This window comes from Ruegeria sp. C11 (assembly GCF_056537725.1).
Genome location: NZ_JBQFSB010000013.1, coordinates 17114 through 41389 on the forward strand (window position 1 = coordinate 17114; position 24276 = coordinate 41389).

Below are 24276 nucleotides of genomic sequence, written 5' to 3' on the forward strand. Positions count from 1 at the left end.
GGAGACCTAAGAGATATGGATGACGCGTTCAAACCGTCCCGCCGGGCCTTCCTGAAAGGCAGTGCTGCGGTCGCCGCAGGGTCAGTTGCGGGTGCGGCAGTGGCAGACACGCCCGACCCACTTATAACGGAGCTTCAGGATTGGGCATCTTACACGGGTGCCGGTGTCGATGAGTCTCCTTATGGCATGCCAATCAGCTTCGAATCCCATGTCGTTCGGCGCAACGTGGAATGGCTGACCGCCTCTCCGATTTCGTCGATCAACTTCACACCGATCCATGCGCTCGATGGCACAATCACTCCGCAAGGATGCGCCTTTGAACGTCACCATTCGGGCGCTATCGAGCTGCGCAAGGAAGACTATCGCCTGATGATCAACGGGCTCGTCGATCGCCCGCTTGTGTTTACTTACGAAGACATTGAGCGTTTCCCGCGCGAAAATCATGTGTATTTCTGCGAATGCGCTGCGAACACCGGTATGGAGTGGGCGGGGGCGCAACTTAACGGCGTCCAATTTACCCACGGCATGATTCACAATATGGAATACACCGGCGTTCCGCTGCGCACGCTGTTGCAGGAAGCAGGTGCGGATGTCTCACCGGACAAATGGGTCTATGTTGAAGGCGCAGACGCCTCATCCAATGGCCGCTCCATCCCGATGGAAAAAGCGCTGGATGACGTGCTGGTGGCTTTCAAGGCAAATGGAGAAGCACTGCGCATGGAACATGGATACCCCGTGCGACTGGTTGTTCCGGGGTGGGAAGGTAACATGTGGGTCAAGTGGCTGCGCCGCATCGAGGTCGTCGATATGGCGGTCGAAAGCCGCGAAGAAACATCAAAATACACCGATGTCTACGCCGATGGCACAGCCCAGAAATGGACTTGGGTGATGGATGCAAAATCCGTCATTACATCACCCAGTCCGCAAATGCCGATTAAACACGGACCGGGCCCCCTAGTCATTTCCGGACTTGCCTGGTCAGGTCACGGACAAATTACGCGGGTCGATGTGTCTAAGGACGGTGGGATCACCTGGGAGACGGCGCGTCTTGGCAAGCAGGGCGACAGCAAGGCTTTGACGCGTTTCTATCTCGATACGAATTGGGACGGAGCACCAATGTTGTTACAGGCCCGGGCGATAGACGAGACTGGCTATGTGCAGCCGACCAAAGACCAACTGCGCGAAAAGCGCGGAGAAAACTCGGTCTACCACAACAACTGTATCCAGACTTGGTACGTGAGCGCAGAAGGGATCGCTGAGAATGTCGAAGTCTCTTAGTCATGTTTTCCTGCCTGTATTCGGCGGCACGGCGTTGGTGCTTGCGGCGGCAGTGGCTATCGCGAACCGGAATTACGGCCAATCGAAGATAGAAACTTTAGAAACACGGATTGGTCAGGTTGAAACGCATGCAGCAGTAGCCCAAGAAAATGCGCAAGCAGAAGCCAACCGAGCTGCTGAACTGGAGCTGAAAGTTGAAGAAATTCGAGCTGCCGCTGAGGAACGGATTGCAAATGGTACGAACTTAACCGCACCCGCGCCCAGCCACGATGGCACTTATGGGCTTGGACGTCATGCACTGGAGGAAGAGATCGCGGCCTGGGACGTTGACGTCTTGCCCGACGGGCGCGGTTTGCCGGTTGGATCGGGCGACGTCTGGACCGGAGAGGAAGTGTTTGTCGACCGTTGCGCGTCTTGTCACGGCGAGTTTGCCGAAGGTGCCGACAATTGGCCTGTTCTGGCAGGTGGTTTCGATACGCTTGCAGATGAAGATCCGGTAAAAACCGTTGGGTCCTATTGGCCGCATTTGTCGACCGCTTGGGATTACATTTCCCGCTCAATGCCATTTGGTGAAGCGGGCACACTGACAGCGGACGAGACATACGCAATTGTCGCCTACATCCTTTATTCCAATGATCTGGTGGACGACGATTTCGAGCTCAACAACGAAAACTTCGCCGATTTCAAGATGTACAATATGGACGGCTTTGTCGTCGACGTTCGACCCGAAACGGAATACGCGGAATGGCGCGACGAGCCTTGCATGGAAAATTGCAAGACAGAGACCGCTGTTACGATGCGCTCTGTTTTTCTGGTTGAGACTCCTCCGGAGGGCGGTTCGAACTCGGTCATGAACGACGCAAGCGCTGACGGGTTGCCCACGTTTACGGCAGAAGGGCCGTCGTTTATTCCGACCGCAGCGCCAAAGCCTGAGGAAGGGGCCACCGCGGCACCGGCCGTTCAAGAAATCGAAGAGGCTGATCAGACTACAGAACTATTCGCCGCCGGAGAAAAAGTTTTTAAGAAGTGTAAATCCTGCCATCAGGTTGGTGACGGTGCAAAGGATAGTACGGGGCCGGCGCTGAACGGGGTTATCGGGGCCAACGCAGGGTCGGTTGAAGGGTTCAAATACTCCAAGGCTATGAAAGCCGCGGCCGAGGCTGGTCTTGTTTGGACCGAAGAAGAAATGGCGGCCTTCCTGACAAAACCCAAGGACTACATTAAAGGCACGCGCATGTCATTTGCGGGTCTAAAGAAACCGGACGATATTGAAGCCGTGATCGTCTACCTCAAGTCTTTCGGAAGCTGATCGTGCGGTGGTCGTGCATTCTAACCTGCGCAACGCTTTTGGTTGCGTTCGCTCCATCGACCCACGCGGCAGATGACCTTGGTGATGCTGACGCCGGGAAAGTGGTGTTTGCCAAATGCAAAGGTTGTCATCAGGTTGGAGAAGGAGCCGAAAATAAAATCGGGCCGCATCTGAACGGTGTTTTTGGTCGGAAAGCAGCAGGCCTCGACGGGTTCAAATACTCCAAGAGCCTTGTGCGTGCAGGTAGCTCGGGTCTGGAATGGCACGCTGACACTCTGTCCGCCTACATCGAAAACCCACGCTCATTTGCGTCAGGCACGAGGATGAGTTTTCGCGGTTTGAAAGACCCGCAAGACCGCGCCAACGTGATCGCCTATTTGCGGGAGTTTTCCGACAATCCTCGGGATATCCCGGAAGCGGATCCAACCGCAAAAGGCACTGATCATTCGATTGATCCCACGATCCTGGCGATTCAAGGAGATCCTGAGTACGGCGCATATCTCAGCAGCGAATGTACGACATGCCACCAGATCGAAGGAGGCGATGAGGGCATTCCTTCGATTGTGTATTGGCCTGACGAAGACTTCGTAGTCGCTATGCACGCTTACAAGGACAAACAGCGGCCACATCCGGTCATGCAAATGATCGCTGGGCGGCTGAGCAATGACGAAATCGCGGCATTGGCCGCATACTTCAATAATCCAGACTGACAGTGTGTAAGGGGAGGAAACGCGATGACACTCAATAGACGAGTATTTCTTGGAGCCGCCGGGGTAGTGGCCGCGGGTCTATCTGCTCCCATGGTGCTGGCTCAAGGCAAGCCCCGCGTAGTGGTTGTCGGCGGAGGTGCGGGCGGTGCGACTGCCGCGCGTTACATAGCGAAGGACAGCAAAGGTGAGATCGACGTGACGCTGATTGAGCCGTCGCGGACCTATTACACCTGTTTCTTCTCAAACCTGTATCTGGGAGGTTTTCAGGAGCTTTCGGACATCGCCCACAGCTATGGCACGCTTGCTGCAAACTACGGCATCAACGTCGTGCATGATTGGGCCACAGGGGTTGATCGCGATGCCAAGACGGTTTCTTTGGCCGGCGGCGGATCAGTTCCGTATGACAAACTGATCCTTAGCCCGGGTATCGACTTTGTTGATGGTGCGGTTGAGGGCTGGGACGTCTTGGCGCAAAACAAGATGCCGCATGCGTACAGGGCTGGTTCCCAGACCGAGCTGCTAAAAGCCCAGATCATGGCGATGCCCGAAGGTGGTACCTTCGCGATGGTCGCGCCTCCTAACCCGTACCGTTGCCCGCCCGGGCCGTATGAACGGGTTTCGATGGTCGCTCATGTGCTGAAGGCAAACAACCCAACAGCAAAGATCATTGTGGCCGATCCGAAGCCGAAATTCTCGAAAATGGCTTTGTTCCAAGAAGGCTGGGGAAACAACTATGAAGGAATGGTTGACTGGATCGGCGAAGATTTCGGCGGTGGCAATGTATCCGTAAACCCGGATGCAATGACGGTGACCATCGACGGCGAAGAGACAAAGGTCGATGTCTGCAATGTAATCCCAGCGATGAAAGCCGGCCGCATTGCGGAAATGGCGGGAGTAACCGACGGCAACTGGGCACCAGTGAACGCCGCGGACATGTCCTCCAAAGCCGATCCGGACGTTTATGTTCTTGGTGATGCCAGCCAGCAGGGTGACATGCCGAAATCCGGTTTTTCGGCAAACAGCCAGGCGAAAGTATGTGCGAATGCGGTACGAGGTGCGTTGACCGGATCTAAAGTATTCCCGGCCAAGTTCTCGAACACATGCTGGTCGCTGATCGATACCGATGATGGCGTTAAGGTTGGCGCAACCTATGAGGCGACGCCAGAAAAGATCGCGAAAGTCGATGGCTTTATCAGTCAAACCGGTGAAGATGCCGATTTGAGAAAAGCGACTTATGAAGAGTCACTGGGTTGGTACGCCGGTATCACGTCGGACATGTTTGGTTGAGGCAATCGGGGGCTTTGACCGGTGTCAAAGACCCCGATGATCAATCTGAGAAATGCGGTTCAGGAGGAGGACTAAAACCATGAAACACTTTATTGCGGCAGCCGCGTTTTCCACAGTTCTGGCGAGCCAAGGGCTGGCAGAAGAGATTATCACTATACCCTTCGACGGCAGTTTTGATGATGCAACGTTCGCCGTCGAGTCCGCGATTGTGGGACAGGGACTGGTCATCGACTATATAAGCCACGTCGGCGACATGTTGAATCGAACAGGCACTGATGTCGGTAGCGACAAACAGATATTTGCAGCTGCAGACATCTTCATCTTCTGCTCGGCAAAAATCTCGCGTGAAGTGATGGAAGCAGACCCGATGAATATTGGCTTCTGCCCCTATGGGGTTTTTGTAGCCGAAGACGACGATGGCGTGATGGTTGGATACCGAAGCTATCCTGATGGACCAATGCAAAAGGTTCAGACCCTGTTGTCCGGGATCGTAGAAGAAGCCGTTGGGAACTGAAATGAACTATCAGCAGTTTTTTCGTGGTCAACTCGACCAGCTTCAGGAGGAAGGGAACTATCGGGTCTTTGCGGATCTCGAAAGGCAGCGTGGCGCGTTTCCGACAGCGCGTAGCTACGCGGAAAATGGCCCCGAGAAAGTCACTGTGTGGTGCTCAAATGATTATCTGGGGATGGGTCAGCACCCCAATGTTATTGCAGCAATGCACAAGGTGATTGATGAGGTTGGTGCCGGGGCGGGAGGAACGCGTAATATCTCTGGAACGACCCACCAGCATGTTTTGCTGGAGCAAGAGCTTGCTGACTTGCATGGCAAGGACGCTGCGTTGCTGTTTACGTCCGGTTACGTTTCGAACTGGGCCGCACTGGGAACTCTGGCGTCTCGCATTCCTGGCATCACAGTCTTGTCTGACGAGTTGAACCACGCCTCGATGATCGAGGGAATTCGTCACAGTCGGTGCCAGAAGCGTATCTGGAAACACAACGATTTAGCTGACCTTGAAAGGCACCTTGCTGAACTGCCGGCCGATGCACCGAAGCTTATTGCGTTCGAAAGCGTCTATTCCATGGATGGCGATATTGCACCAATTGCCGAGATCTGTGATCTGGCCGATCGCTATAGCGCGATGACCTATTTGGATGAGGTTCACGCCGTAGGGCTTTATGGACCGCGCGGCGGAGGCATTGCCGAACGCGAAGGCCTGATGGAAAGGCTAACCGTCATCGAGGGGACTTTGGGCAAAGCATTCGGCGTAGTTGGCGGATACATCGCCGCGTCGACAGAGCTTGTCGATTTTGTCCGATCCTTTGCCAGTGGGTTTATCTTTACCACTGCATTGCCTCCTGCTGTGGCCGCAGGAGCTGCCGCTTCGGTTCGGCACCTGAAGCAAAGCAATTCGGAACGACATTTGCACCAGCAGCGCGTGCGCGAGGTTCGGGACAGGCTGGACGATTTGGGCATTCCGCATACACCAAACCCAAGTCACATCATTCCGGTCACGGTCGGCGATCCGGTCAAGTGTCGCTTCATCTCTGACGTGCTAATGCGTGACTACGGAATTTACATCCAGCCGATCAACTATCCAACCGTCCCCAAGGGAACGGAACGTCTGCGGATTACGCCTTCCCCTGTGCATTCCACAGAAGACGTGGATCGACTGGTATCTGCCTTGGGTGAGTTATGGACGCAATGTCAATTGGCCCGCAGGCCAATGGCTGCGCAGTGACAATGACAACTTGACCGAAGACAAGGACGCGCAAGCAACGAAGTGAGAGTTTCTGTTGATGGAGAGGCTCATCGATTTGTTCGGAGACCCTGGCGCTTTGGCATTTGCCGGAGTGCTCGTCGGTATCCTGTTCGGCGTGACGGCCCAGAATTCTCATTTTTGTTTGCGAGCGTCGGCTGTCGAAGTTGCGAAAGGCGAGCTTGGTCCCCGCCTGGCGGTTTGGCTGATCGCCTTCACCGCGGCGCTCACCTTAGTACAGGCGCTTGTCTCGTTTGAGTTTTTAAACCTTTCCGAGACACGCGCGATCGCGTCGAGGGGCAGCCTTAGCGGCGCAATAATTGGCGGGGCGATGTTCGGCGTTGGCATGGTTTTGGCGCGTGGGTGTGCATCTCGCCTGTTGGTATTGGCCTCCTGCGGTAATCTGCGCGCCCTGATTACAGGATTGGTTTTAACCTTAGTGGCTCAGGCTGCTTACACGGGCGTTCTTAGTCCCGTCCGAGAATTGCTTTCCGGGATCTGGACTGTCTCAGGAGGCGCCTCGAGAGATCTTTCAGAAATATTTGGATTTTCGCCAGTTGCTTATACAGCCGTTGCAGCGTTGGGATTGGTGTCGGCAATTGCATTCGCATTCCACCGGAGCGTCGCGCCTATCAGGATCATAACAGCCGCAGGCGTTGGTGTGGCGGTGGCGCTCGGCTGGTTGATGACATTTGCGATCGCGCAAGCATCTTTTGACGTCGTGCCCGTGTCGTCAGTCACATTTACCGGACCGGCCACGGATACACTAATGGCGCTGGTCGCGGAAAGAAACGTCGTGTTGTCTTTTGGTATCGGCCTTGTTCCAGGCGTAGCAATTGGCGCCGCAGTCTCAGCCTTAACTGCAGGGGAGTGGAAGATAGAACGGTTTGGCCCTGATACTCCGATGGAACGCTACCTCGTTGGAGCTGTTCTCATGGGGTTTGGAGCCATGCTGGCCGGAGGTTGCGCCGTCGGCGCAGGGCTTTCGGGAGGGTCCGCCCTGTCATTGACGGCATGGCTTGCCGTTTTCTTCATGTGGGTTGGAGCGATCAGCACGCACAGGTTATTGAGGCGAATACCTGTTCCTCAAATTTTCTGAGTTACTCGAATTCCATCTGCTCAAAAACGCGCCCGGCGTTTTTTGTCGCCAGTTCCTCAAATGTGTCCAAATGGGCATACGCTGACTGATCAACATAGTAAGCCTCTGCGAGATCGCCGCCGGCATCCATATGCTCTTGAATCTTGCCGCGCAGATAGATCAGGTAGTCGCGTGTATAACGGCGCACCTGATCCATGTTCGTCGGATGACCGTGTCCGGGGATGACATACGTGGCTCCCAAAGCTTCGAACTCGTTGTCCCAGGTTTCAAGCCAATCCGCAGTATAAGTCTCCTGAAAGATTGGCAGCATGCGCTCGTGAAACGCCATGTCACCCGCGATGACAAGGCTTTGGTTCGGCAGCCAGATCGAGATATCTCCAGGACTATGGGCGGGCCCGAGGTATTTTGCCTCAATCCGGAATTCACCCATCTCAACAACGTATTCATCATCGAATGTCTCGGTTGGGCCAGCCAGGACGGTTTTTTCTGCCTTGTCCTGATTGTATCGCTGCATTCCCTCCAGAATTTGAGGGCCATATTCCTCGAATTCAGCAGCTGCGTCCGAATGTGCGATGATTGGAACACCGAGGTCAGACCAGTAAGCGTTGCCAAGCATCGCGTGCCCCTGACCATTCTCGTTGAAGACAAGCTTAACCGGTTGATCCGTGATTGCCTGAATTTCCTGGTGAAGCGCTTCGGCAAGCACATAAGCCGCGCCGCCGTTAATGACGATCACGCCCTCTCCGGTTACGATGAAGCTGAGATTATTGTTGTGACCAGAGTTTTCGTAGGTCGGTGGAGCGGTTGCGCCAATGGCGGAATAGACGTTGGGGATGTATTCGACCGGTTTGGAATACAGCACACTTTGCGGGTATTGGTCTGCAATATCCTCGCTTGCCCAAGCTGGTGTGGCCAGGGCCAAGAAAATCGCCAGCGATCGCATCATTATGGTTCTCCAATGAACTTATAAGCAGACCCAGTCTTCTCGACCCGGCCGATTCCACCATTCGGCAGGTGGAAGCCAATTATTTTCATTTGCTCGTGGGAAATCTGATCCAGCAGCGAATTCCGAGCTGCTGCGGCCACCTGTGGATCCTGATCCGTGCCGCTGGACCAGTCGGGGCGTTCAAAGGCTACGTGTGGATTTCCCAACGCGTCGCCGACAACCATCACGGATTCACTGCCGCTGCGAATTTCAAACGCCATGTGACCGGGCGTGTGTCCAAAGCTTGCGCGTGCGGCAATACCGGGAAGGATCTCTTGCCCGTCGTCAATGAACGCGACCTGATCCTCAATTGCTGCCATACGCCGCTTCGCGCCTACAGCGAACGCAGCGCGATCTTCCCCTATCGAACCCACGGTCGAAGGGTTCCACCAATAGTCCCACTCATTGCGGCCAAAGTGATGCGTCGCGTTTGGGAACAGAAGGTCGTCGAAGTCATCTAAAACGCCCCAGATGTGATCCGGGTGCGCATGGGTGAAGATCACGTGCGAAATGTCTTCGGGCGACAGGTCGATAGTTTCAAGAGTTTCCAGAAGCTTGCCAGATGTTGGCATGAAATCGGGCCCAGCTCCCACATCGAACAGCACCGTGTTTTGATCATCTCGATAAAGCGCCACATTGCACTCTGGCTCGTACTTGGTCGCGTCCGCCTTGTAGCTTTCCAGAAGTTGCCTGAGTTCTTCCTTCGGCATGGCGCCGAAGACCATTTCCGGAGGCAATGACAGGTACCCGTCTGAAATGGTTGCAATCCGAGCCGAAGAACCGAGTTGTAGCTCTGCCCAAGCGACTTTGGATTGCGCTCCAAGCGCTGTGATACAAGCGGCACCGTACAAGAATCTGCGTCGAGAAAATGCTTTTTCATACATACACAATCAATAAAATGAATGTAATAATTTGTAAATGACAAAAGGTGGGATCTTTTTAGAAGAACTTGGGTTGAGGCGGGCAGGGGCTTTCGTAGCATTTACTCTATGAAATGAAGATCGCCATTCAAGTATCTCAAAACCAACTCCAATGTCATTCGCCTTTTGGTGGTGCTGTATACAGGCGTCGTGACCTATGTGATTTGCTAGTCGCTCGATGTCTGCTTCGTCCGCGAACGAACCCTCGGCCGGAATGGGATATGAGCAGGTGCAGCGAACGGCGGCTATGCGGGTCGCGAATGCAGCATCTGGAATGTCCTCTGTGTGTCCGCTTTGGGCCGAACACATGCTTTGAAGCCGGGCAATTCCTCAGTTTGAACATAGTTGATCCATGTGGAAATTATTATCGTTCTTCCCTAACCTCCCTTAGGGGGGGAGCATTTGGTGAAACGTAGACTCACGGTCATACTTGCTATCGATGTAGTTGGCTATTCCCGCCTTATGGCAAAAGACGAGGCTGGAACACTAAGAGTTCTCAAAACGCATCGTGCTGAACTAATTGACCCCAAAACCGTTCAGTACAGAGGGCGAACCATCAAACTGATGGGCGACGGGGCGTTGATGGAATTTACCAGCGTTGTGGATGCGGTTCATTTTGCTGTCGAAATACAATTCGGCATGTCCGAAAGGAACTCGGGTATTCCCGCTGGTGACCGAATTGAATTTCGCATCGGAATAAACGTTGGCGACGTGATCGATGAAGGCGGGGACATTTTCGGAGACGGTGTAAACCTTGCCGCAAGGATCGAAGGCCTTGCTCAAGCCGGCGGAGTTTGTGTTCACCGCAACGTCTATAGTCAGGTTCGCGGAAAACTGGATCTGGATTTCGAGGATTTGGGCGGAGTGGACGTCAAGAATATTGAGCAGCCTATACCAGTCTTTAACGTGGAACTGAATGACAAGGCGATGAAGCTTGTATCTTCTGTCAAGATCGCGAAGCCAAACCGAATTCCGGTCGCCGCGCGGGCGGTTGGCGTTGCTCTCATTCTTGTTGTTGGACTCGTCGTGTGGCACTTCACTGCACCGGATTTTCAGCCGGTGAAGGCAGCAGAAATGCAACATCCGCTGCCGGAAAAGCCATCTATTGCGGTGTTGCCATTCAGTGACCTGAGCCAGGGCGCCGACAAGGGTTACCTCAGCGATGCCATCAGTGAAGAGATCATTGCCAAACTTTCCAGGTTTCCTGAGTTCTTTGTAATCGCTCGAAACTCAAGCTTCTTCTATAGAGACAAGTCGGCAGACATTCGCGATATCGCAAAAGAACTGGGCGTGCGCTATGTACTGGAAGGCAGTCAGCAAAAGTCAGGTGACAAGTTACGAGTGAATGCGACCCTCATAGACGCAACGGCCGGGAATGCGATTTGGACTGACACGTATGATCGCGAAATGGTGGATATCTTTGTGCTGCAGGATGAAATCACCCGTACGATCGTTGCGACCCTGGAGCAAAACATCGACCTCGCCGAGTACGATCGGTTGATGCGTCAACCCACCCAAAGCCCAGGGGCGTATGAACTTGTTTATCTGAGCCGCGCGGAACGCTTCAAGTTCACGCCGGCAGGCAATCAAGAAGCCAAGCGGCTGGCTGAAGAAGCTATCGAGCTGGATCCGGCTTATTCGGTTGCGTATTTCAGCCTCGCCTGGGTGCATATCAATTGTGATCGCTGGGGATGGTGTGCCGACCGACCGCGAGAACAAGCCCTCGGCCTCGCCTTCGCGGCGGCTCGAAAAGCTGTAGAGCTTGATCCTGACAGTTCTTTGGCGCACTGGGTTCTCGCTCACACGTTCATGCAGGCCAACGACCTTGAGCAAGCCGAAAAAGAGTACAACCGGGCCATTGCGCTCAACCCCAACTCGGCAGGTGTATTGGCGGGCTCCGTCGAAACGCTAGTTTATCTTGGCCGCGCGAATGAGTCTGTCGAAAGACTCCAAACCGCAATCCGCCTGAATCCCCATCATCCAGATTGGTATCTTTGGAGTCTGGCCTGGGCGCTATATTTCACCGGTGAATATGAAGCTGGATTAGAAGCGATCGATCTTATGACAAACATACCTAACCTGGCACGCCGTACGCAGGCGGCACTGTACGTACGTTTGGGGCGTCTTGAGGAAGCCAAAGACTCGATAGACAAGTTACTGGAAAACCAACCTGACTACACGATTGAGGATCAACGACACAGTCTCAGCGGAAAGTTCTTAGATCAAAGCATCCCTGACGGCTTTATTGATGATTTACGTGCTGCTGGGCTGCCGGATCGGCACTCCGATTGATGGTTTTTCCCCTGGCTAATTGTAACTAACTTGATTGCTCCAAAACGCGTTGAGCGAATTTGCACTGCGGTTTAATTCGCGAGTGCAGCGAATGGCAGATAAGTGAACGCAACCGCAGCATTACCAGTGCATCTCCAAGGTCCGCTCAGGGCCGGTCTCAAGGGGCTCTGGTTACAAGGCGGTACTTTCGGAACAGCGATCCATCGTATGTCATCTCGCCCTCAAACTCTGCGCCCATGCGCTTCAAAGCCCCCAATTTTGTGCGGCTAGGAGGAAGCAGGAGCGTCACGGATGGGATACGATCTTCGTAGTGCGCAAACTCCAGCGCTTGAGCGGTTATCCTCATCCCCAACCCGAAGGCCGAGGGTTTCAGCACGAGGCCGAAGTCCCAGTCAGGACCTTCGCGTTGAAAGCCGCCCCATCCCACATACGCGCCGTCCGCCAGGACTGCCCAATGGCCCAACCCGTCCTGCGCCCACTTGGCTTCCTTCATTGCCACGAAGTCAGCTGTGCGCCGCTCATCCCAGTTGCCTTGGAGCAAAGGCATGTGCAGAGCAATAGCTGGATCGGACATATGTTCCGCAATATCCTCGACCGCAATCTCGGGTAGGCGCGTGAAGGTTATTTTTGTCATGTGTTCGTTTGCGGCACGCCGTATGCCACCCCTTGGGTCTCAGAGTCCGAAATGGCATCGATCAGGAATTGCGCAAGTGCCAACCGGGAAACTGTTGTTCCGTTGTCGGGGAGAGTATCTCTTTGGGCACGGTATGTCGCCACGCTGGCGTCATTGAGGAATCCCGCGCGGACCGAGGTCCAGTCTAGGCCAGACCTCTTCAATATATCCTCCATGCGATCGGCGCTGCGCGCAACGTTCGGCACAACGAAAAGAAGGAGCTTTCCCAGCAGCGTTTGGTCGGGAAATAGCAAAGCCGTCGAGGTCACCAGAGCCCGTTTGAGGCCCGTCACGGACGCAGCTTCGACGATGGCGACCGCAGATCAGTAGTACACCGATGTCGCGACTTTCGAAGGCAGCCGATCGCCCAACGCTGAAATAACGGCGTCATGGTTGCGAAACACTGATGTGAGGAACACAGGGTCACAGGGATCACCTGCCATCACTTGCAGTCTTTTGTGTTGGAGATCGGGTGCTTTGTCTGCAGAACGAACGACTGCTGTGACGTCTATATCTTTTGCGAGCACAGCTTCGAGCACAAGCTTGCCTGTCCGCCCATTCGCACCCAAAAGAATAAGTTTCAAAGTCTTCTCCTTTCAATCGGAAAGTGCGTTTACGACCTGCCTCAGGCGGAAAGGCAAATCTTGTTGCTGTCCAGATCCCTGACGTAGGCCGAGAAGCGCGGTCCACGTTGGTTTGGTTCGCCTTCGTTCATGCCACCAAGCTCGATGGCCAATGCGTGCAGCCTTTCGACCTCTTCAGCCGACCCGACGCTGAAGCCGATCATGGTTCCGTTGCCATTCGTGGCGGGGTTTTCGTCGAACGGTATGGCGGCTGCAAAGGCAAAGCCAGGTCCGAGCCAGTAGGTCATTCTGTCGGTGGGCGAGATGCGTTCCACGCCCAATTGACCAAAAAGCTGGTCATAGAAGTGGGTTGCGGCGGCCATGTCGTTGGTACCGACGACGAAATAGTTCATCTGCATGGGGCGATGTCCTTTGAGATTGCGCTGAGTATTGTGAACTTCACTGACCGGTCAGTCTGAAGAACTCGATCAGCTGACCGTTGGGGTCGGTGATCTTGAGCAAGTGGATGCCCGGCTCTTCAATGACCTCCGGCGCGGTCACACCGGCGGCGGTGGAGCGAGCGTGCATGACTTCCAGATCGGCGGATTGCAGGTAGGGAACCGCGCCCGAACCTGCCTCGGACTCCGGTGCGTACTTGTCCCGTGACACGATCGCGAACCAGCCACCAGCCACGTCGAACGCCACGAATTCAGGTAGCCCGATTATCGGTTCACTGTCGAACAGGGCACGGTAGAAGGCCTCCGATTCCTCAATGTTTTCGGTCGGCACATAGGCGCCCATGGCCATGATCGGCGCGGTTCCCCGCTGCTCCGCCGAATCCGCGACGAGTGCTGTTGGCATAACAGCGGTGAGGGTTAGAGCAACGAAATGTCTCATTTTCCGATCTCCTTTTTTGATGTCTTTCCTGCTTCTACAGCGCCTATGCTGACAGCGTGTTGTCAGCATTGTGTCAGTATGATCTGTTTCATCGAAAGGAGATCACATGAGGCGCGGCGACAGGCTATTTGAAGTCATCGAGATCCTGAGACGTGCCAAAGGGCCGATCTCTGCCCAGTCCATTGGCGAAGAACTGGGCGTGACCAAGCGCACGGTGTATCGCGATGTTGCTGCGCTGATCGGTCAGGGTGTACCAATCAATGGCGAGGCCGGGGTCGGCTATGTGTTGGAGCCCGGCTTTCATATGCCACCGCTGATGCTGACCCCGGACGAGATAGAGGCCGTTACACTTGGCGTGCTGTGGGTCCAGACCCGAGGCGAACCCGAGCTTGCGCTGGCGGCTGAGAAGCTGATCACCAAGCTGAAAGCTGTCGCACCTGACAAGTACCGGACGTCTTTCCTTCAGCCGGTCGTAAGCGTCGCACCTGTCGCTCAGCCGGATGAAGTACTCGGCGCCGCGGTCATTCGTCTGGCCATTCGGCGCCGCAAGAAGATAGCCTTGAAGTATTCGGACAATTCAGGCCAAAAGACCCGTCGTGTGATCTGGCCCATACTGTTGGGTTATCGGGACACCAGCCGCATCATCGCCGCATGGTGCGAGATGCGAGAAGGCTTTCGTTACTTTCGGACAGAACGGATCATTGAGGCGGAGGTCCTCGAAGACAGTATTCCTCGGCGAATGGACCTACTTCGCGCGGAGTGGCGCAATGCGACGGATGCAGAACGTAAGCGCTATGAAGAGGGGGCATAAGACGGGGCTTGCCGAAGGGCCGCTTTGGGGAAGCTGCAACTCAGCGGAGCGCTGCTTAAGAAATGTCCGCTTTGGGCCGCGATACTCAGTTGTGGAGGGGAAGGGGTGCGCAGCAATGCATCCGATATCAGTTTCGAGACACCAGCGGCAGTCAGCTTGAGTATCATGCATTGGCGTCGGAATTGTGCTAAAATTGATCCTCTTGATAATCGAGGGAATTCATGCCGACGGTCAACCTGAACGGAGTAGAGCTTCATTTCGAAGATACTGGTGGTGGTGGCGAGCCGGTCGTGTTCGCTCATGGCCTTCTGTTTAGCGGGACCATGTTCGAAAAACAGGTGGCGCAATTGAGGGACCGCTTTCGTTGCATCACCTACGACCACAGGGGCCAGGGTCAAAGCAGTGTGACTGAAGATGGTTATGATATCGACACACTGACGTCCGACGCCACAGAACTGATCAGGATCCTGGACGCGGCACCTTGCCATTTTGTCGGCCTAAGCATGGGCGGATTTGTGGGCATGAGATTGGCGTCCCGAGAACCAAGTCCTCTTAAATCGCTGACACTGCTCGAAACCAGCGCCGATCCGGAAGAGCCAAAAAACGCCGCCAAATATCGATTGCTGAACTTTGTAGCGCGTTGGATCGGGTTGTGGGTCGCCATCAATCAGGTCATGCCCATAATGTTCGGGCGCACATTCCTCAACGATCCTAAACGAGCTGAAGAAAGGATGAGGTGGTCAAAGGCCATCACGAGCAACCATCGGATCGGGATTACACGCGCTGTCAGTGGGGTGATCAACCGGGAAGGCTGCACCGAATTGCTTAGAAAGATAGAGATTCCTGTTGGTATCGGCGTTGGTGACGAAGATGCAGCAACGGTCCCAGAAAAATCTGACCGAATGCACCGTGCAATCGCAAACTCAGAATTGGTCGTGTTCAAGGGGGCAGGCCATTCCTCCTCGATTGAAACACCGGACCAGGTGACAGCGTTGATAAAGCGCACAATTCTGCGAGCGGAGAAGTCAGGCGTCGGTTCGGTTGAACAGTTAAACCAATAGTAATAGTAGGCGTCGTCCCGCAAAAAGTGGGTCCGCTGATTTCGAGGTTTTGTACCCGCGGCGAATTTCCGGAAAACGGGTGCGGTAGCAGCGTTTCGGTTGGCTGCTGGATGCCAGCAATGGGCCGTGATCGAATTTGGTCACGCGTTTAGCTCAATCGAGCGTTGTGACGCATCCGAGATCTGCTCTGAGCCTGAAAGCGGCGCTCTATTAAGTCCGCCCAAGCTATAACGTTGCCGTTCAAAAAAATAAACTAACGAAAAACTAGCGCGTGACATGGGGCATGTGCAAAACATGGACGGTCACAGCAACGAAGAACAGGGCGCTTCCGGTCAATACCAACACGTGCCAGATCGTGTTGTGGAACGGCAGGTGGTACGCGAGATAAAACCCGACACCAAAAGTGTAAGCCAAACCGCCAGCAATCATTAGCGTCAGAACAGTGTGCGAGAGTTCGGCAAGCATAGAGTGGTTTGTCCAGACGATCGCCCAGCCCATCACCAGATACAACACAAGCCCAAACCATCGAAACCGAATGGGATCCGTCATTTTCAGAACTGATCCAAGCGTTGCCGATGACCACAGTCCAATGAGGAGCCCGGTGGCCGGAGTGCCTGATAGCAGAATGAACGGTGTATAAGTGCCCGCAATTTTGACGTAAATGCCAGAGTGGTCGAGACGGCAGAGAAGCTCAGACCATCTTTCACTTTCTACCATGTTGTACAGGGCAGAAAAGGACAACATCAACAGAAGGGTGGTACCGTAGATTGAAACACCCAGAACAGCAGTGAAGTCGGCGCGATTCATGAGGGTCATCGAAATGAGCGCCGGGACCGCAACAAGCGCCGATGTTACGCCTAAAATATGCACAATTCCGTCGCTGACACGCTCGGCTCGGCTGTAGGCCGGGCGAATATGTGCAAGGTAACGCATGTCTTAGAATTTAGGCGTCGAATGGTGACACGCCAAGTTAACAAATCTTTATGGCAATCAAAGCCACAGACTCAGTTTGGCGTATCGTCCGAATTTGGATCTATATACCTGTTCAGGTCTAGGATACCCGCTTGAACCGGGTGTCGACTGAAGAAAGATTCATGAATCCGGTCGCTTAACGGCCAGAAATCCTTGCTCGTCCGGCGCACACCATATTCCGCCACAAACTCCAAATAATCGTTCGGATTTCGAATAGACTTTAAGGTATCAATGAACATGCCCAACTGGACCGGCTGTACCTTGAAGTAAAAATTGGGATAGCTTCCGATCAAATCAGGAACGATTGTCAAAACGTCCGCGTCCGGTTCCCGGCGCGCCTTTTCATCAAATAAGAAAGCTACATTGTAATGCGCCTTGTCGTGCACAAGCGTGAAAATATCTGTCATCCCACCCTGCTGTTCAATCACCAGAATGGAAAGGTCAGGCAAGAACTTTATCCAGTCACCAGTCTGGTTTGCCAGATCACGAAGTATAGAAGCGGTATCTTGATCCCTAAATCGGGAACAACTCCCGTCCGAACACCTGTTAATTGGATCTGAAACTGACCACAGCCCTTCGCCACGGTTCAGCAATGTCATATGGAATTCCTGTTTGGGCTGAGTTGATACATAATCAATACCCGTAGGAACGTCGTCATCGACACGGCGTCGATGCCAGTATGTATGAATTTCAGCAAGAGAGCCTTGGTACCAGTTCCTGTGCATCTGCAGGCGGACGTCTCTTGGCATGAAATTGAGAAAGATATCCTCACTTTCCATACGCAGTTCGTCCATGTACAACCGTGTTGCCAACTGATGTTCGACGCGCCCGAAGACATCATATGCCGCCACCAGATTGTAAAAGATACGTTCAAAAATCGGATAGTCGATAACCCAGGCTGTTTCAGGAATCCCGCCATGAAATCCAGTCATTGCGGAAGCGTTATCAAAATGTCGGAAAACAGTGATTAGCGCATTCGGATTGGTGCCGTTGCCATCCCAGATGGCCTCATACCCGAAACCGGTTTGGTGCACCGGGCTATTTCGGTATTTTGCATCGCGAAACTCAAGGTATTTGACCTGGTTTTCGTGCGAAAACGCCTGCAAATCTCCTAGTGTACCTTGGTTGACTTGCGAAACCGGCAATTCCAGAAAATCGGCTCCATCTTCAAGATAGCTCGGATCGGTCATCGACAAATCCAAATCTGGATCCAGGAAGCTGACCCAGAACCGGTCTTCGATCACATCGACGGCAGTCTGCCCGTGGCAGACTGGACCACGTATGAAACTGCGGACGAAAAACAGCGCATCGTCCAAAAGAAACTGATAGCGGCCCTTGGCCGGCATCTGCCCAAACGTGCTGAACGGATTACCGCCTTCCGCGTCTCCGTAATCGGGTAAGTCTGACAGGCTCCAGTTCGGGGTGAGAAACAGTTCCTCGTATCGCGCCATACGCTCAGGCCCAAGTTCGTATACAAGGTGTTCTTTGTGTACGATGGTCTCTTCGACCAGCTGCAAACGGTAGAAAAACGGCTTGTCGCCTGGGTCGTCGAACGGGCGTCGTGTCGCGATGATGTCGATGGCTTCACCTTGCGGCGTGGTCGAACGTACGAGTTGAAAGAACCGCCTAGAAGTATCCCCCAGAAAGTGTAGCCGTGCCAGAAACAGGTGCTCATAAAGATACCGGCTCATCAAACGGCTTCGAATGTCATCGCTGTTCAAGAACGATTCCCAATCTGCGATCTGCCGCTTGATTTCTTCAGGAATTTCAGCCGGTAATAAAGAAACTGTCGCGCCGCCGCGCGCCCAGGACGTCAATGTCTGATACTCAGTGTCGCTAAGCGGCGCTGTCGCATATGGCATGCCTGCTAGTGGATGGTCATTGCGAAACGCCCTGAACTCCTGTGACGTAGGACAGACGAGAGGGCGATCAATGGCTAGACCAAGCTCATCTGGAACAGGCGCGTTTTCCGGCAATGGGTTCTGATGTGAAAGGTCAAGGTATCGTTCAAGCAAGCTCAGAGAAGCTGCAGGTTGCCCGGGATCGCGAACAACCGAAAAGAACCCAAGCGCTCGCCACTCGGCGGGGGTTTTAGCATCAACACCAAGCCGGGTGGGTCGTGCGTCATTCAATCGCTTAGTGTGGTAAACAGCTTGTTTGCTCGCACCGCGCAACAGCCCCTCCGGCGACGTGAGTTTCAGCTGGCATGGTGCGTCATAGCAGCTGTGGCAGACGACACAGCGGGCGTTCAAGATCGATTCGACTTCGGCCCAATTTTCATCATACGAAACGAATTTTTGATTCTCAGAGGCTGCGACATCCGCCTCTCCGGCAGCCTTAACAGAGGTACAAAACACAAGCACGAATGCAGCAGCGACTCTGATCCAGACGGCCCAGTCAGAAAATAGTGTAGCTTTCGGCATCTGACCTCTCCCAACCGTTGTTAGGCATTGAAATCCAAATAGGCCTGATCTCCAAATATATTCCAAGGCGAAATCTGTAGAGATCTCACCTTCTCGATTGGATCGAAGACTAAGAACTACCTGTAAAGATGTTTACTTCATTACGCGACCTAGTCTGTCTGAATGCCCGCAGTCACGTGCTATCATCGAAACGCTGGCGTTGCAGAGCGCAAGGTCATTGCGACACGATGCATAGTCCCTTGGATATTGCAACGACTACGAACGTCCGCAATGCAGGCTGCAACCGCAGCATTGAGAAAGTGTGCTGAGAGTCCACTATGGGCCGCCCCTCTTGGACGGCCCCACGACCTAGATTTCAATGGCTTCGGTGATAGCCAGGGCATCCTCGAGTTCCACACCAAGGTATCGGACGGTGCTGTCCATCTTTGTGTGGCCGAGTATAAGCTGAACGGCTCGTAAGTTCCCAGTTTTCTTGTAGATATGAGTAACCTTCGTTCGCCTCACTGAGTGCGTACCGTAGGCACTTGCCTCGAGCCCGATCGATGTAACCCAGTCCCGGACGATCCGCGCATATTCCCGTGTAGAGATGTACAAGTGCTCATGAAACCGACCTGGCCAGAGGTACTCTGAGCCGACCATAAGCTCGTCTTCCATCCATTTCTCAACAGATGCACGTGTGCCTTCGGAGATTTCGAACCGTACTGGCTTCTGCGTCTTGCTTTGCAGAACCGAAGCACGCTCTTTGATCTGCCCCGATGCCATGACATCGGCGACCTTCATTTTGACCAAATCACAACCGCGCAGTTTGCTGTCGATCGCCATATTGAACAGAGCAAGGTCTCGATGGTTTTCGGCCAATTCAAGCCGTACGCGAATTGCCCAGACATGCTTAGGCTTCAGCGGTCTCTTTTGGCCGACTATGCGGCCTTTGTTCCAGGCTGGGCGAAGTGCACGTATTGCTGGTAAGTTTGGTGCAGGTTCCATGACTGATCCTCCGATCCGCCATGCCCTCTCACACGACAACCCGACATTGACTGGTAAAATCTACCATAACATCCCACGACACTAGTGTGGGTCGCTTTATGCGCCTTAATCGGCGCCCGTTACCATTAGTGCGGACGCTCGAAGCGCCGCCAGAAGCTCGAGCAGGTGCCTTCTGCTCTTGGCGGCGTATTTTGCGGCTGTCGCTGATCGTTGAACGAAATCGGCAAACTGGCTGACGGTCAGATCGCACTTCTCGATACTTCCGGAGAAGGGTTCCAGAACACCTGCAATGATCTCGGTGTTTCTCTGTGCGCCTGCCTCAAGCTCTTCCTGACTGGAGGCTGTCACGCCCGCAATGATGTCCTCGGCATTGGGCGAGGACTGCAGGAAGTCATAGTGCTCAATGACGGTGTGTTTGAAAATGAGATCCAGTTGCGCGCCAAGACCGGAGACCTTGTCCAGTCCGGCCTCGATATCCAGGACAACCTTGTCCGCCAGGGACCGTATCGTAGCCTGTAACACTTCATCCTTATTGGCAAATGCTTTGTAGAGTGTCTGGCGAGAAATGCCCGCGGCCTCGGCAATATCGTTCATGCCGGTTCGCTTCACCCCGTAGCGGAGAAACAGGCCTTTCGCGGCCTCGATGATGTATGCGTAGCGATCTTCCATGATTTACATATTGACAAATGAACGCTGAGTGTCAATATGATGACAATCATACACCAGCTGTCAACCCGTCAGGAGCTGATATGTCTGCACAATCTCGAAGAATCGCTATCGTCACCGGTGCAAGCAACGGCATTGGATTTGAAACATCTGTCGGCATGGCCAAGGCCGATTTTCACGTCGTCATGGCCTGCCGTAGCCAGGATAAAGCCGAAGCTGCCAAAGTGGGGGTCCTCGCGCGAGTTCCATCTGCATCACTCGACATCATCTTGCTGGACCTGAGCGATCTCGCTTCGGTCCGTGCTTTTGCTGAGGCGTTTCGTGCCCGCTATGCAAAACTCGACGTGCTGATAAACAACGCAGGTATTCTGCTTTACTCAGTGCAATCAAACGTGGAAGGCGTCGATCTCCAATTCGCCACCAACCATCTCGGGCATTTCCTTCTCACCGCTCTTCTGATCGACCTGATCACGGATAACCCAGCATCGCGGATCGTTTCGCTGTCGAGCATTGCGCACAAGGGCGCGAGCATTCACTTCGATGATCTGACCTGTGGCCAAGACCCTGGTTTGGCCTATGGACAGTCGAAGCTTGCCTGCCTTTTGTTCGGCGACGAGCTGGACCGCCACCTTCGGGCGTCCAGCAAGGTTCTGAAGTCGCTGACGGTGCACCCGGGCGGTTCCGATTCCGGCCTGTTCCAGGACCTAGATGACGCCTCGCGTGAGGCGATGAAGGCGCAAGTCGAACAACTGCTGCATTCCAACGAAGACGCTGCCAAACCGTCTCTGTTCGCCGCCCTGTCTGAGGAGGTCGAGGGTGGGGATTACTACGGACCTACGGGCCCTGAGGAGATGAGCGGGGTGACCGGCGTCGCGATCCGCAATCCGATCTGCGACGATCATGATGTGGCCAAGCGTCTCTGGTTGCTCTCGGAAAAGATGACCGGTCAAACATTTGCTGTTTGAGGGCGAAGCCATGAACAACAATGAAAAGAGAGTTGCCCTTGTGACCGGCGCGTCCAGCGGTATCGGCAAGGCCACCGCAGAAGCGCTCGTCAAGAAAGGGCATGTGGTCTATCCAGTTGCGCGCCGGGTCGAGATCATGGACGACCTGAAAGCGCTTGGATGCATCCCGATCAAGATGGACGTGACCAAGGAGGAGGACGTTGTCGCTGTAGTCGAACAGATCGAGCGCGACCATGGCGGCGTCGACATCCTCGTCAACAATGCCGGCCTGTCTGTCTATGGGTCGGTCGAGGAAACGGACATCGACAAGGCTCGCTATCAGTTCGACGTCAATTTCTTCGGGCTTGGCCGCCTGACCCAATTGGTCCTGCCGCATATGCGCCAGCAGGGGTGGGGCAAAATCATCAATGTGTCGTCCGGCGAGGGCAAGGTGCACGCACCTTTGGCAGCCTGGTACGTCTCAAGTAAATTTGCCCTCGAAGGGTTCAGCGATTGCCTCCGAACGGAGACCTCGCAATTCGGGATCGACGTTGCCGTCGTTCGGCCAGGTGCCATCGATACGGAGATCACGAGCGGGTTCATCGATCCGCTACTGGAGACCTCTGGCAACGGCCCATATAGCGCCATTGCGAACAAGATGGCGGATTGGTTCCGCAACATGGGCGTGGAGAAAGGCACGGCCTCTTCCCCCAGCGTGATTGCCAACGTCATCGTTGGTGCAATCCAGGCTCCGAAGCCCAAAACCCGCTACGCCGCCGGTGTCGGCGTCAGGCAGGCCATTTTCTTCCGTCGCATCCTGAGCGACCGCATGTTCGATCGGTTCATGATGCGGATGTTGGGGTGACGGCGATGACGACAATCATGGACCGTATCTCGCAAGGCTTCGAGTATCTGATCGTGCTGGCATCGGTTGTCATGCTCGGCTGGGGACTGCTTGGCTTACTTGAGTATTTCACCGGACTGGCCCCGCTCATGCCGCTGCAAAACGAAACCTTCCCAGTGGGCATGCAGACTCTTCATTGGATATTGATCACCGCCTCCGGCGCTTTGTTTCTCTTGGGATACGCCCTGCGCTGGAGCTTCACGCCGATTGTCATGCTGGTCATGTTCACCGCGCTTGCCACCATGTGTGCGGTACAGACATTCGATATGCTGGAAAGCCCGGATCGCTACCGGAACTTTATTCAGGAGTGCATCAACTACATCATCATCTCGATCTATCTCTTCCGATCCAAGCGCATGCGGGATCGGTTCGGGAGGATCACAGTTCAGGGCAGGGATGGCCCGTCGCCAATCAGTGCCTGAGACGTAAGGAAGAAAGCCATGGAAAACGGATCATCGAAAAAGGTGAGCTTCTCGCATCACAGGATTCACACCGACATCGTGATCGATGCGCCGCCAGAGGTGGTATGGTCGGTACTGACTGACACGGCCAACTACGGGAACTGGGCTGCGTTTCTCGTCGGTATCAAGGGTGAGATCAAGGACGGTTCGAAGATCACCGTCGACTTTCAACTTGATGCGTCAAAGGAGAATCTGACTACGTTGGATCACACAATCACAGTCGTGGACGGAACGCAGTTCTATTGGGCCGAGAAGGGACCAGGCGGCATTCGCGACAACCATCATTTCCAGGTCGAGCCTCTAGAAGATGGGACAACCCGCTTCGTGCAATCCGACGAGATTATGGGGGGCATCACGTTCCTGATGGGCGGTCGTTTGGCAAAGATGTACGTGGGCGGCTACAAGGCCTTCAATCGCGGCTTGAAGGCTGAGGCAGAACGTCGTGCCCAATCCATCTGAAAAGACAACGCGACCACTTGAGCGGGTTCTGCTGACCGGTGCGACCGGGATGGTGGGGTCATCGGTTCTCTCTGCCTTACTGAACGAGGATAGCACGCAAGAGGTTGTGTCGCTTGGGCGCAGACCGTCGGGCCGAGATCACGTCAAGCTGAGCGAAACAAATTTCTCATCGTTCGGCGATGCTCAGGCAATCGAAACTCACTTGATTGGTATCGATACGGTCTTCCATTGCCTAGCCACCTATTCCTCGCGCGTCAGCCGTGCGGAATACGAGGAAATCACCGTTGAATGGTTACGTGCTTTGCTCTTCGCCTGCGAAAAGGTCTCCCCAAATGCCACGTTCTGTTTGTTTTCGGCCCAAGGTGCTCGACCCGACGGTGGCGGCATGTCGTTTGCATTGAAGATCAAGGGCGAGGCAGAGAGCGCACTGTTCGCCTCCGTCCTCGAACGGAGGTTCGCTTTCCGTCCGGGTTACATTGCGCCTTCCGGGCCGAGGAGCAGTTGGAAACCAGCAGATTATGTCTTCAAGCCGCTCCAAAGGCTTATGCCGACAATCGGAGTGACCTCCGAAGAACTGGCTCGTGCAATGCTGGAAACAGCCATGCGCGATCCTCGTGATAGTGCCGTACTCGAAAATGGTGAGATACGAGAACTGCTTGGATGAGTTCGCCATGGCGCCATCAAACAAGCTCGTCAGCATTCCCAACCGCTCTTACTCAGTCTGGATCAATGTCCGCTTCGCAGAAAAAGCTGCCATTAGTGATGGTCGGTGCTGCAATCGCAGCGAAGGTCCGCTTTGTGGTCCCGCTCGCCAAACAGGC

The 24276-nt window shown here is 54.3% G+C and carries 24 protein-coding genes and 1 pseudogene; 15 read left to right on the top strand and 10 right to left on the bottom strand.

What is annotated here, in order from left to right:
• The first annotated feature begins 15 nt into the window (after positions 1-15).
• The 7 genes from soxC (at position 16) to ACR0NA_RS19360 (ending at position 7440) form a co-directional block, all read left to right on the top strand.
• On the top strand, positions 16-1278 hold the full coding sequence (gene soxC / locus ACR0NA_RS19330) for a sulfite dehydrogenase (RefSeq protein ID WP_480731804.1): 1263 nt from the start codon (positions 16-18) through the stop codon (positions 1276-1278).
• Positions 1262-2587 carry a c-type cytochrome gene (locus ACR0NA_RS19335; protein ID WP_480731806.1) on the top strand — a complete coding sequence of 442 codons (1326 nt, stop codon included), beginning with the start codon at positions 1262-1264 and terminating at the stop codon, positions 2585-2587. The genes soxC and ACR0NA_RS19335 overlap by 17 nt, the downstream gene beginning before the upstream one ends.
• Positions 2588-2589: 2 nt before the next feature.
• On the top strand, positions 2590-3297 hold the full coding sequence (locus tag ACR0NA_RS19340) for a c-type cytochrome (protein WP_480731808.1): 708 nt from the start codon (positions 2590-2592) through the stop codon (positions 3295-3297).
• 24 nt (positions 3298-3321) lie between these two features.
• Positions 3322-4584, top strand: coding sequence for an FCSD flavin-binding domain-containing protein (locus ACR0NA_RS19345; protein ID WP_480731810.1), 1263 nt, complete (start codon positions 3322-3324; stop codon positions 4582-4584).
• 79 nt (positions 4585-4663) lie between these two features.
• Complete coding sequence (locus ACR0NA_RS19350) at positions 4664-5098, top strand: DUF302 domain-containing protein (protein ID WP_480731812.1); 435 nt, start codon at positions 4664-4666, stop codon at positions 5096-5098.
• Position 5099: 1 nt separating this feature from the next.
• Entirely contained in the window at positions 5100-6323 is a 1224-nt protein-coding gene (hemA, locus tag ACR0NA_RS19355; RefSeq protein WP_480731815.1) for a 5-aminolevulinate synthase, read from the top strand.
• A gap of 58 nt (positions 6324-6381) precedes the next feature.
• Positions 6382-7440, top strand: coding sequence for a YeeE/YedE family protein (locus ACR0NA_RS19360; protein ID WP_480731980.1), 1059 nt, complete (start codon positions 6382-6384; stop codon positions 7438-7440).
• A gap of 1 nt (position 7441) precedes the next feature.
• Here ACR0NA_RS19360 and ACR0NA_RS19365 read toward each other — a convergent pair whose 3' ends face one another.
• Both ACR0NA_RS19365 and ACR0NA_RS19370 read right to left on the bottom strand, forming a co-directional pair.
• Entirely contained in the window at positions 7442-8386 is a 945-nt protein-coding gene (locus ACR0NA_RS19365; protein WP_480731817.1) for an MBL fold metallo-hydrolase, read from the bottom strand.
• Positions 8386-9276 (bottom strand): MBL fold metallo-hydrolase, encoded by an 891-nt coding sequence (locus tag ACR0NA_RS19370; RefSeq protein WP_480731819.1) that lies wholly within the window; start codon positions 9274-9276, stop codon positions 8386-8388. Before ACR0NA_RS19370 ends, ACR0NA_RS19365 begins: the two co-directional genes overlap by 1 nt.
• Before the next feature lie 474 nt (positions 9277-9750).
• On the opposite strand from ACR0NA_RS19370, the gene ACR0NA_RS19375 reads away from it, so the two are divergent.
• Complete coding sequence (locus ACR0NA_RS19375) at positions 9751-11637, top strand: adenylate/guanylate cyclase domain-containing protein (protein ID WP_480731821.1); 1887 nt, start codon at positions 9751-9753, stop codon at positions 11635-11637.
• 157 nt (positions 11638-11794) lie between these two features.
• Here ACR0NA_RS19375 and ACR0NA_RS19380 read toward each other — a convergent pair whose 3' ends face one another.
• The 4 genes and pseudogenes from ACR0NA_RS19380 to ACR0NA_RS19395 all read right to left on the bottom strand — a co-directional run bounded on the left by ACR0NA_RS19380 (position 11795) and on the right by ACR0NA_RS19395 (position 13770).
• A complete protein-coding gene (locus tag ACR0NA_RS19380) occupies positions 11795-12271 on the bottom strand; it encodes a GNAT family N-acetyltransferase (protein ID WP_480731823.1) in 477 nt (158 codons plus the stop codon).
• Positions 12268-12894, bottom strand: a pseudogene (locus ACR0NA_RS19385) (NAD(P)-dependent oxidoreductase). Before ACR0NA_RS19385 ends, ACR0NA_RS19380 begins: the two are co-directional and overlap by 4 nt.
• 41 nt (positions 12895-12935) lie before the next feature.
• A complete protein-coding gene (locus tag ACR0NA_RS19390; protein ID WP_480731825.1) occupies positions 12936-13292 on the bottom strand; it encodes a VOC family protein in 357 nt (118 codons plus the stop codon).
• A 40-nt stretch (positions 13293-13332) separates the two neighbouring features.
• The gene (locus ACR0NA_RS19395; protein WP_480731827.1) at positions 13333-13770 is read right to left on the bottom strand and encodes a VOC family protein; all 438 of its coding nucleotides are present in this window, start codon (positions 13768-13770) and stop codon (positions 13333-13335) included.
• Positions 13771-13876: 106 nt separating this feature from the next.
• Between ACR0NA_RS19395 and ACR0NA_RS19400 the strand changes: the two genes are divergently transcribed.
• On the top strand, positions 13877-14581 hold the full coding sequence (locus ACR0NA_RS19400; RefSeq protein WP_480731829.1) for a helix-turn-helix transcriptional regulator: 705 nt from the start codon (positions 13877-13879) through the stop codon (positions 14579-14581).
• Between the two features lie 221 nt (positions 14582-14802).
• Entirely contained in the window at positions 14803-15642 is an 840-nt protein-coding gene (locus ACR0NA_RS19405; protein ID WP_480731831.1) for an alpha/beta fold hydrolase, read from the top strand.
• Between the two features lie 264 nt (positions 15643-15906).
• On the opposite strand, the gene trhA is transcribed toward ACR0NA_RS19405, so the two are convergent.
• The 4 genes from trhA to ACR0NA_RS19425 all read right to left on the bottom strand — a co-directional run bounded on the left by trhA (position 15907) and on the right by ACR0NA_RS19425 (position 20690).
• Positions 15907-16575: a PAQR family membrane homeostasis protein TrhA gene (trhA, locus tag ACR0NA_RS19410; protein ID WP_480731833.1), complete on the bottom strand. Its 669-nt coding sequence runs from the start codon at positions 16573-16575 to the stop codon at positions 15907-15909.
• Positions 16576-16646: 71 nt separating this feature from the next.
• Positions 16647-19037: a fatty acid cis/trans isomerase gene (locus ACR0NA_RS19415; RefSeq protein ID WP_480731835.1), complete on the bottom strand. Its 2391-nt coding sequence runs from the start codon at positions 19035-19037 to the stop codon at positions 16647-16649.
• A 348-nt stretch (positions 19038-19385) separates the two neighbouring features.
• Positions 19386-20021 (bottom strand): tyrosine-type recombinase/integrase, encoded by a 636-nt coding sequence (locus tag ACR0NA_RS19420; protein ID WP_480731837.1) that lies wholly within the window; start codon positions 20019-20021, stop codon positions 19386-19388.
• 105 nt (positions 20022-20126) lie between these two features.
• On the bottom strand, positions 20127-20690 hold the full coding sequence (locus tag ACR0NA_RS19425) for a TetR/AcrR family transcriptional regulator (RefSeq protein WP_480452707.1): 564 nt from the start codon (positions 20688-20690) through the stop codon (positions 20127-20129).
• An 80-nt stretch (positions 20691-20770) separates the two neighbouring features.
• Here ACR0NA_RS19425 and ACR0NA_RS19430 point away from each other — a divergent pair, with 80 nt between their 5' ends.
• The 5 genes from ACR0NA_RS19430 to ACR0NA_RS19450 are packed head-to-tail and all read left to right on the top strand — an operon-like array spanning position 20771 to position 24119.
• Complete coding sequence (locus ACR0NA_RS19430; protein WP_480731839.1) at positions 20771-21652, top strand: oxidoreductase; 882 nt, start codon at positions 20771-20773, stop codon at positions 21650-21652.
• Positions 21653-21662: 10 nt separating this feature from the next.
• Positions 21663-22496: an oxidoreductase gene (locus tag ACR0NA_RS19435; protein ID WP_480731842.1), complete on the top strand. Its 834-nt coding sequence runs from the start codon at positions 21663-21665 to the stop codon at positions 22494-22496.
• Positions 22497-22501: 5 nt separating this feature from the next.
• Positions 22502-22957, top strand: coding sequence for a hypothetical protein (locus ACR0NA_RS19440; RefSeq protein ID WP_480731843.1), 456 nt, complete (start codon positions 22502-22504; stop codon positions 22955-22957).
• 18 nt (positions 22958-22975) lie between these two features.
• A complete protein-coding gene (locus ACR0NA_RS19445) occupies positions 22976-23455 on the top strand; it encodes an SRPBCC family protein (RefSeq protein ID WP_480731845.1) in 480 nt (159 codons plus the stop codon).
• Positions 23439-24119: an NAD-dependent epimerase/dehydratase family protein gene (locus tag ACR0NA_RS19450; protein WP_480731847.1), complete on the top strand. Its 681-nt coding sequence runs from the start codon at positions 23439-23441 to the stop codon at positions 24117-24119. Before ACR0NA_RS19445 ends, ACR0NA_RS19450 begins: the two co-directional genes overlap by 17 nt.
• Positions 24120-24276 lie beyond the last annotated feature (157 nt).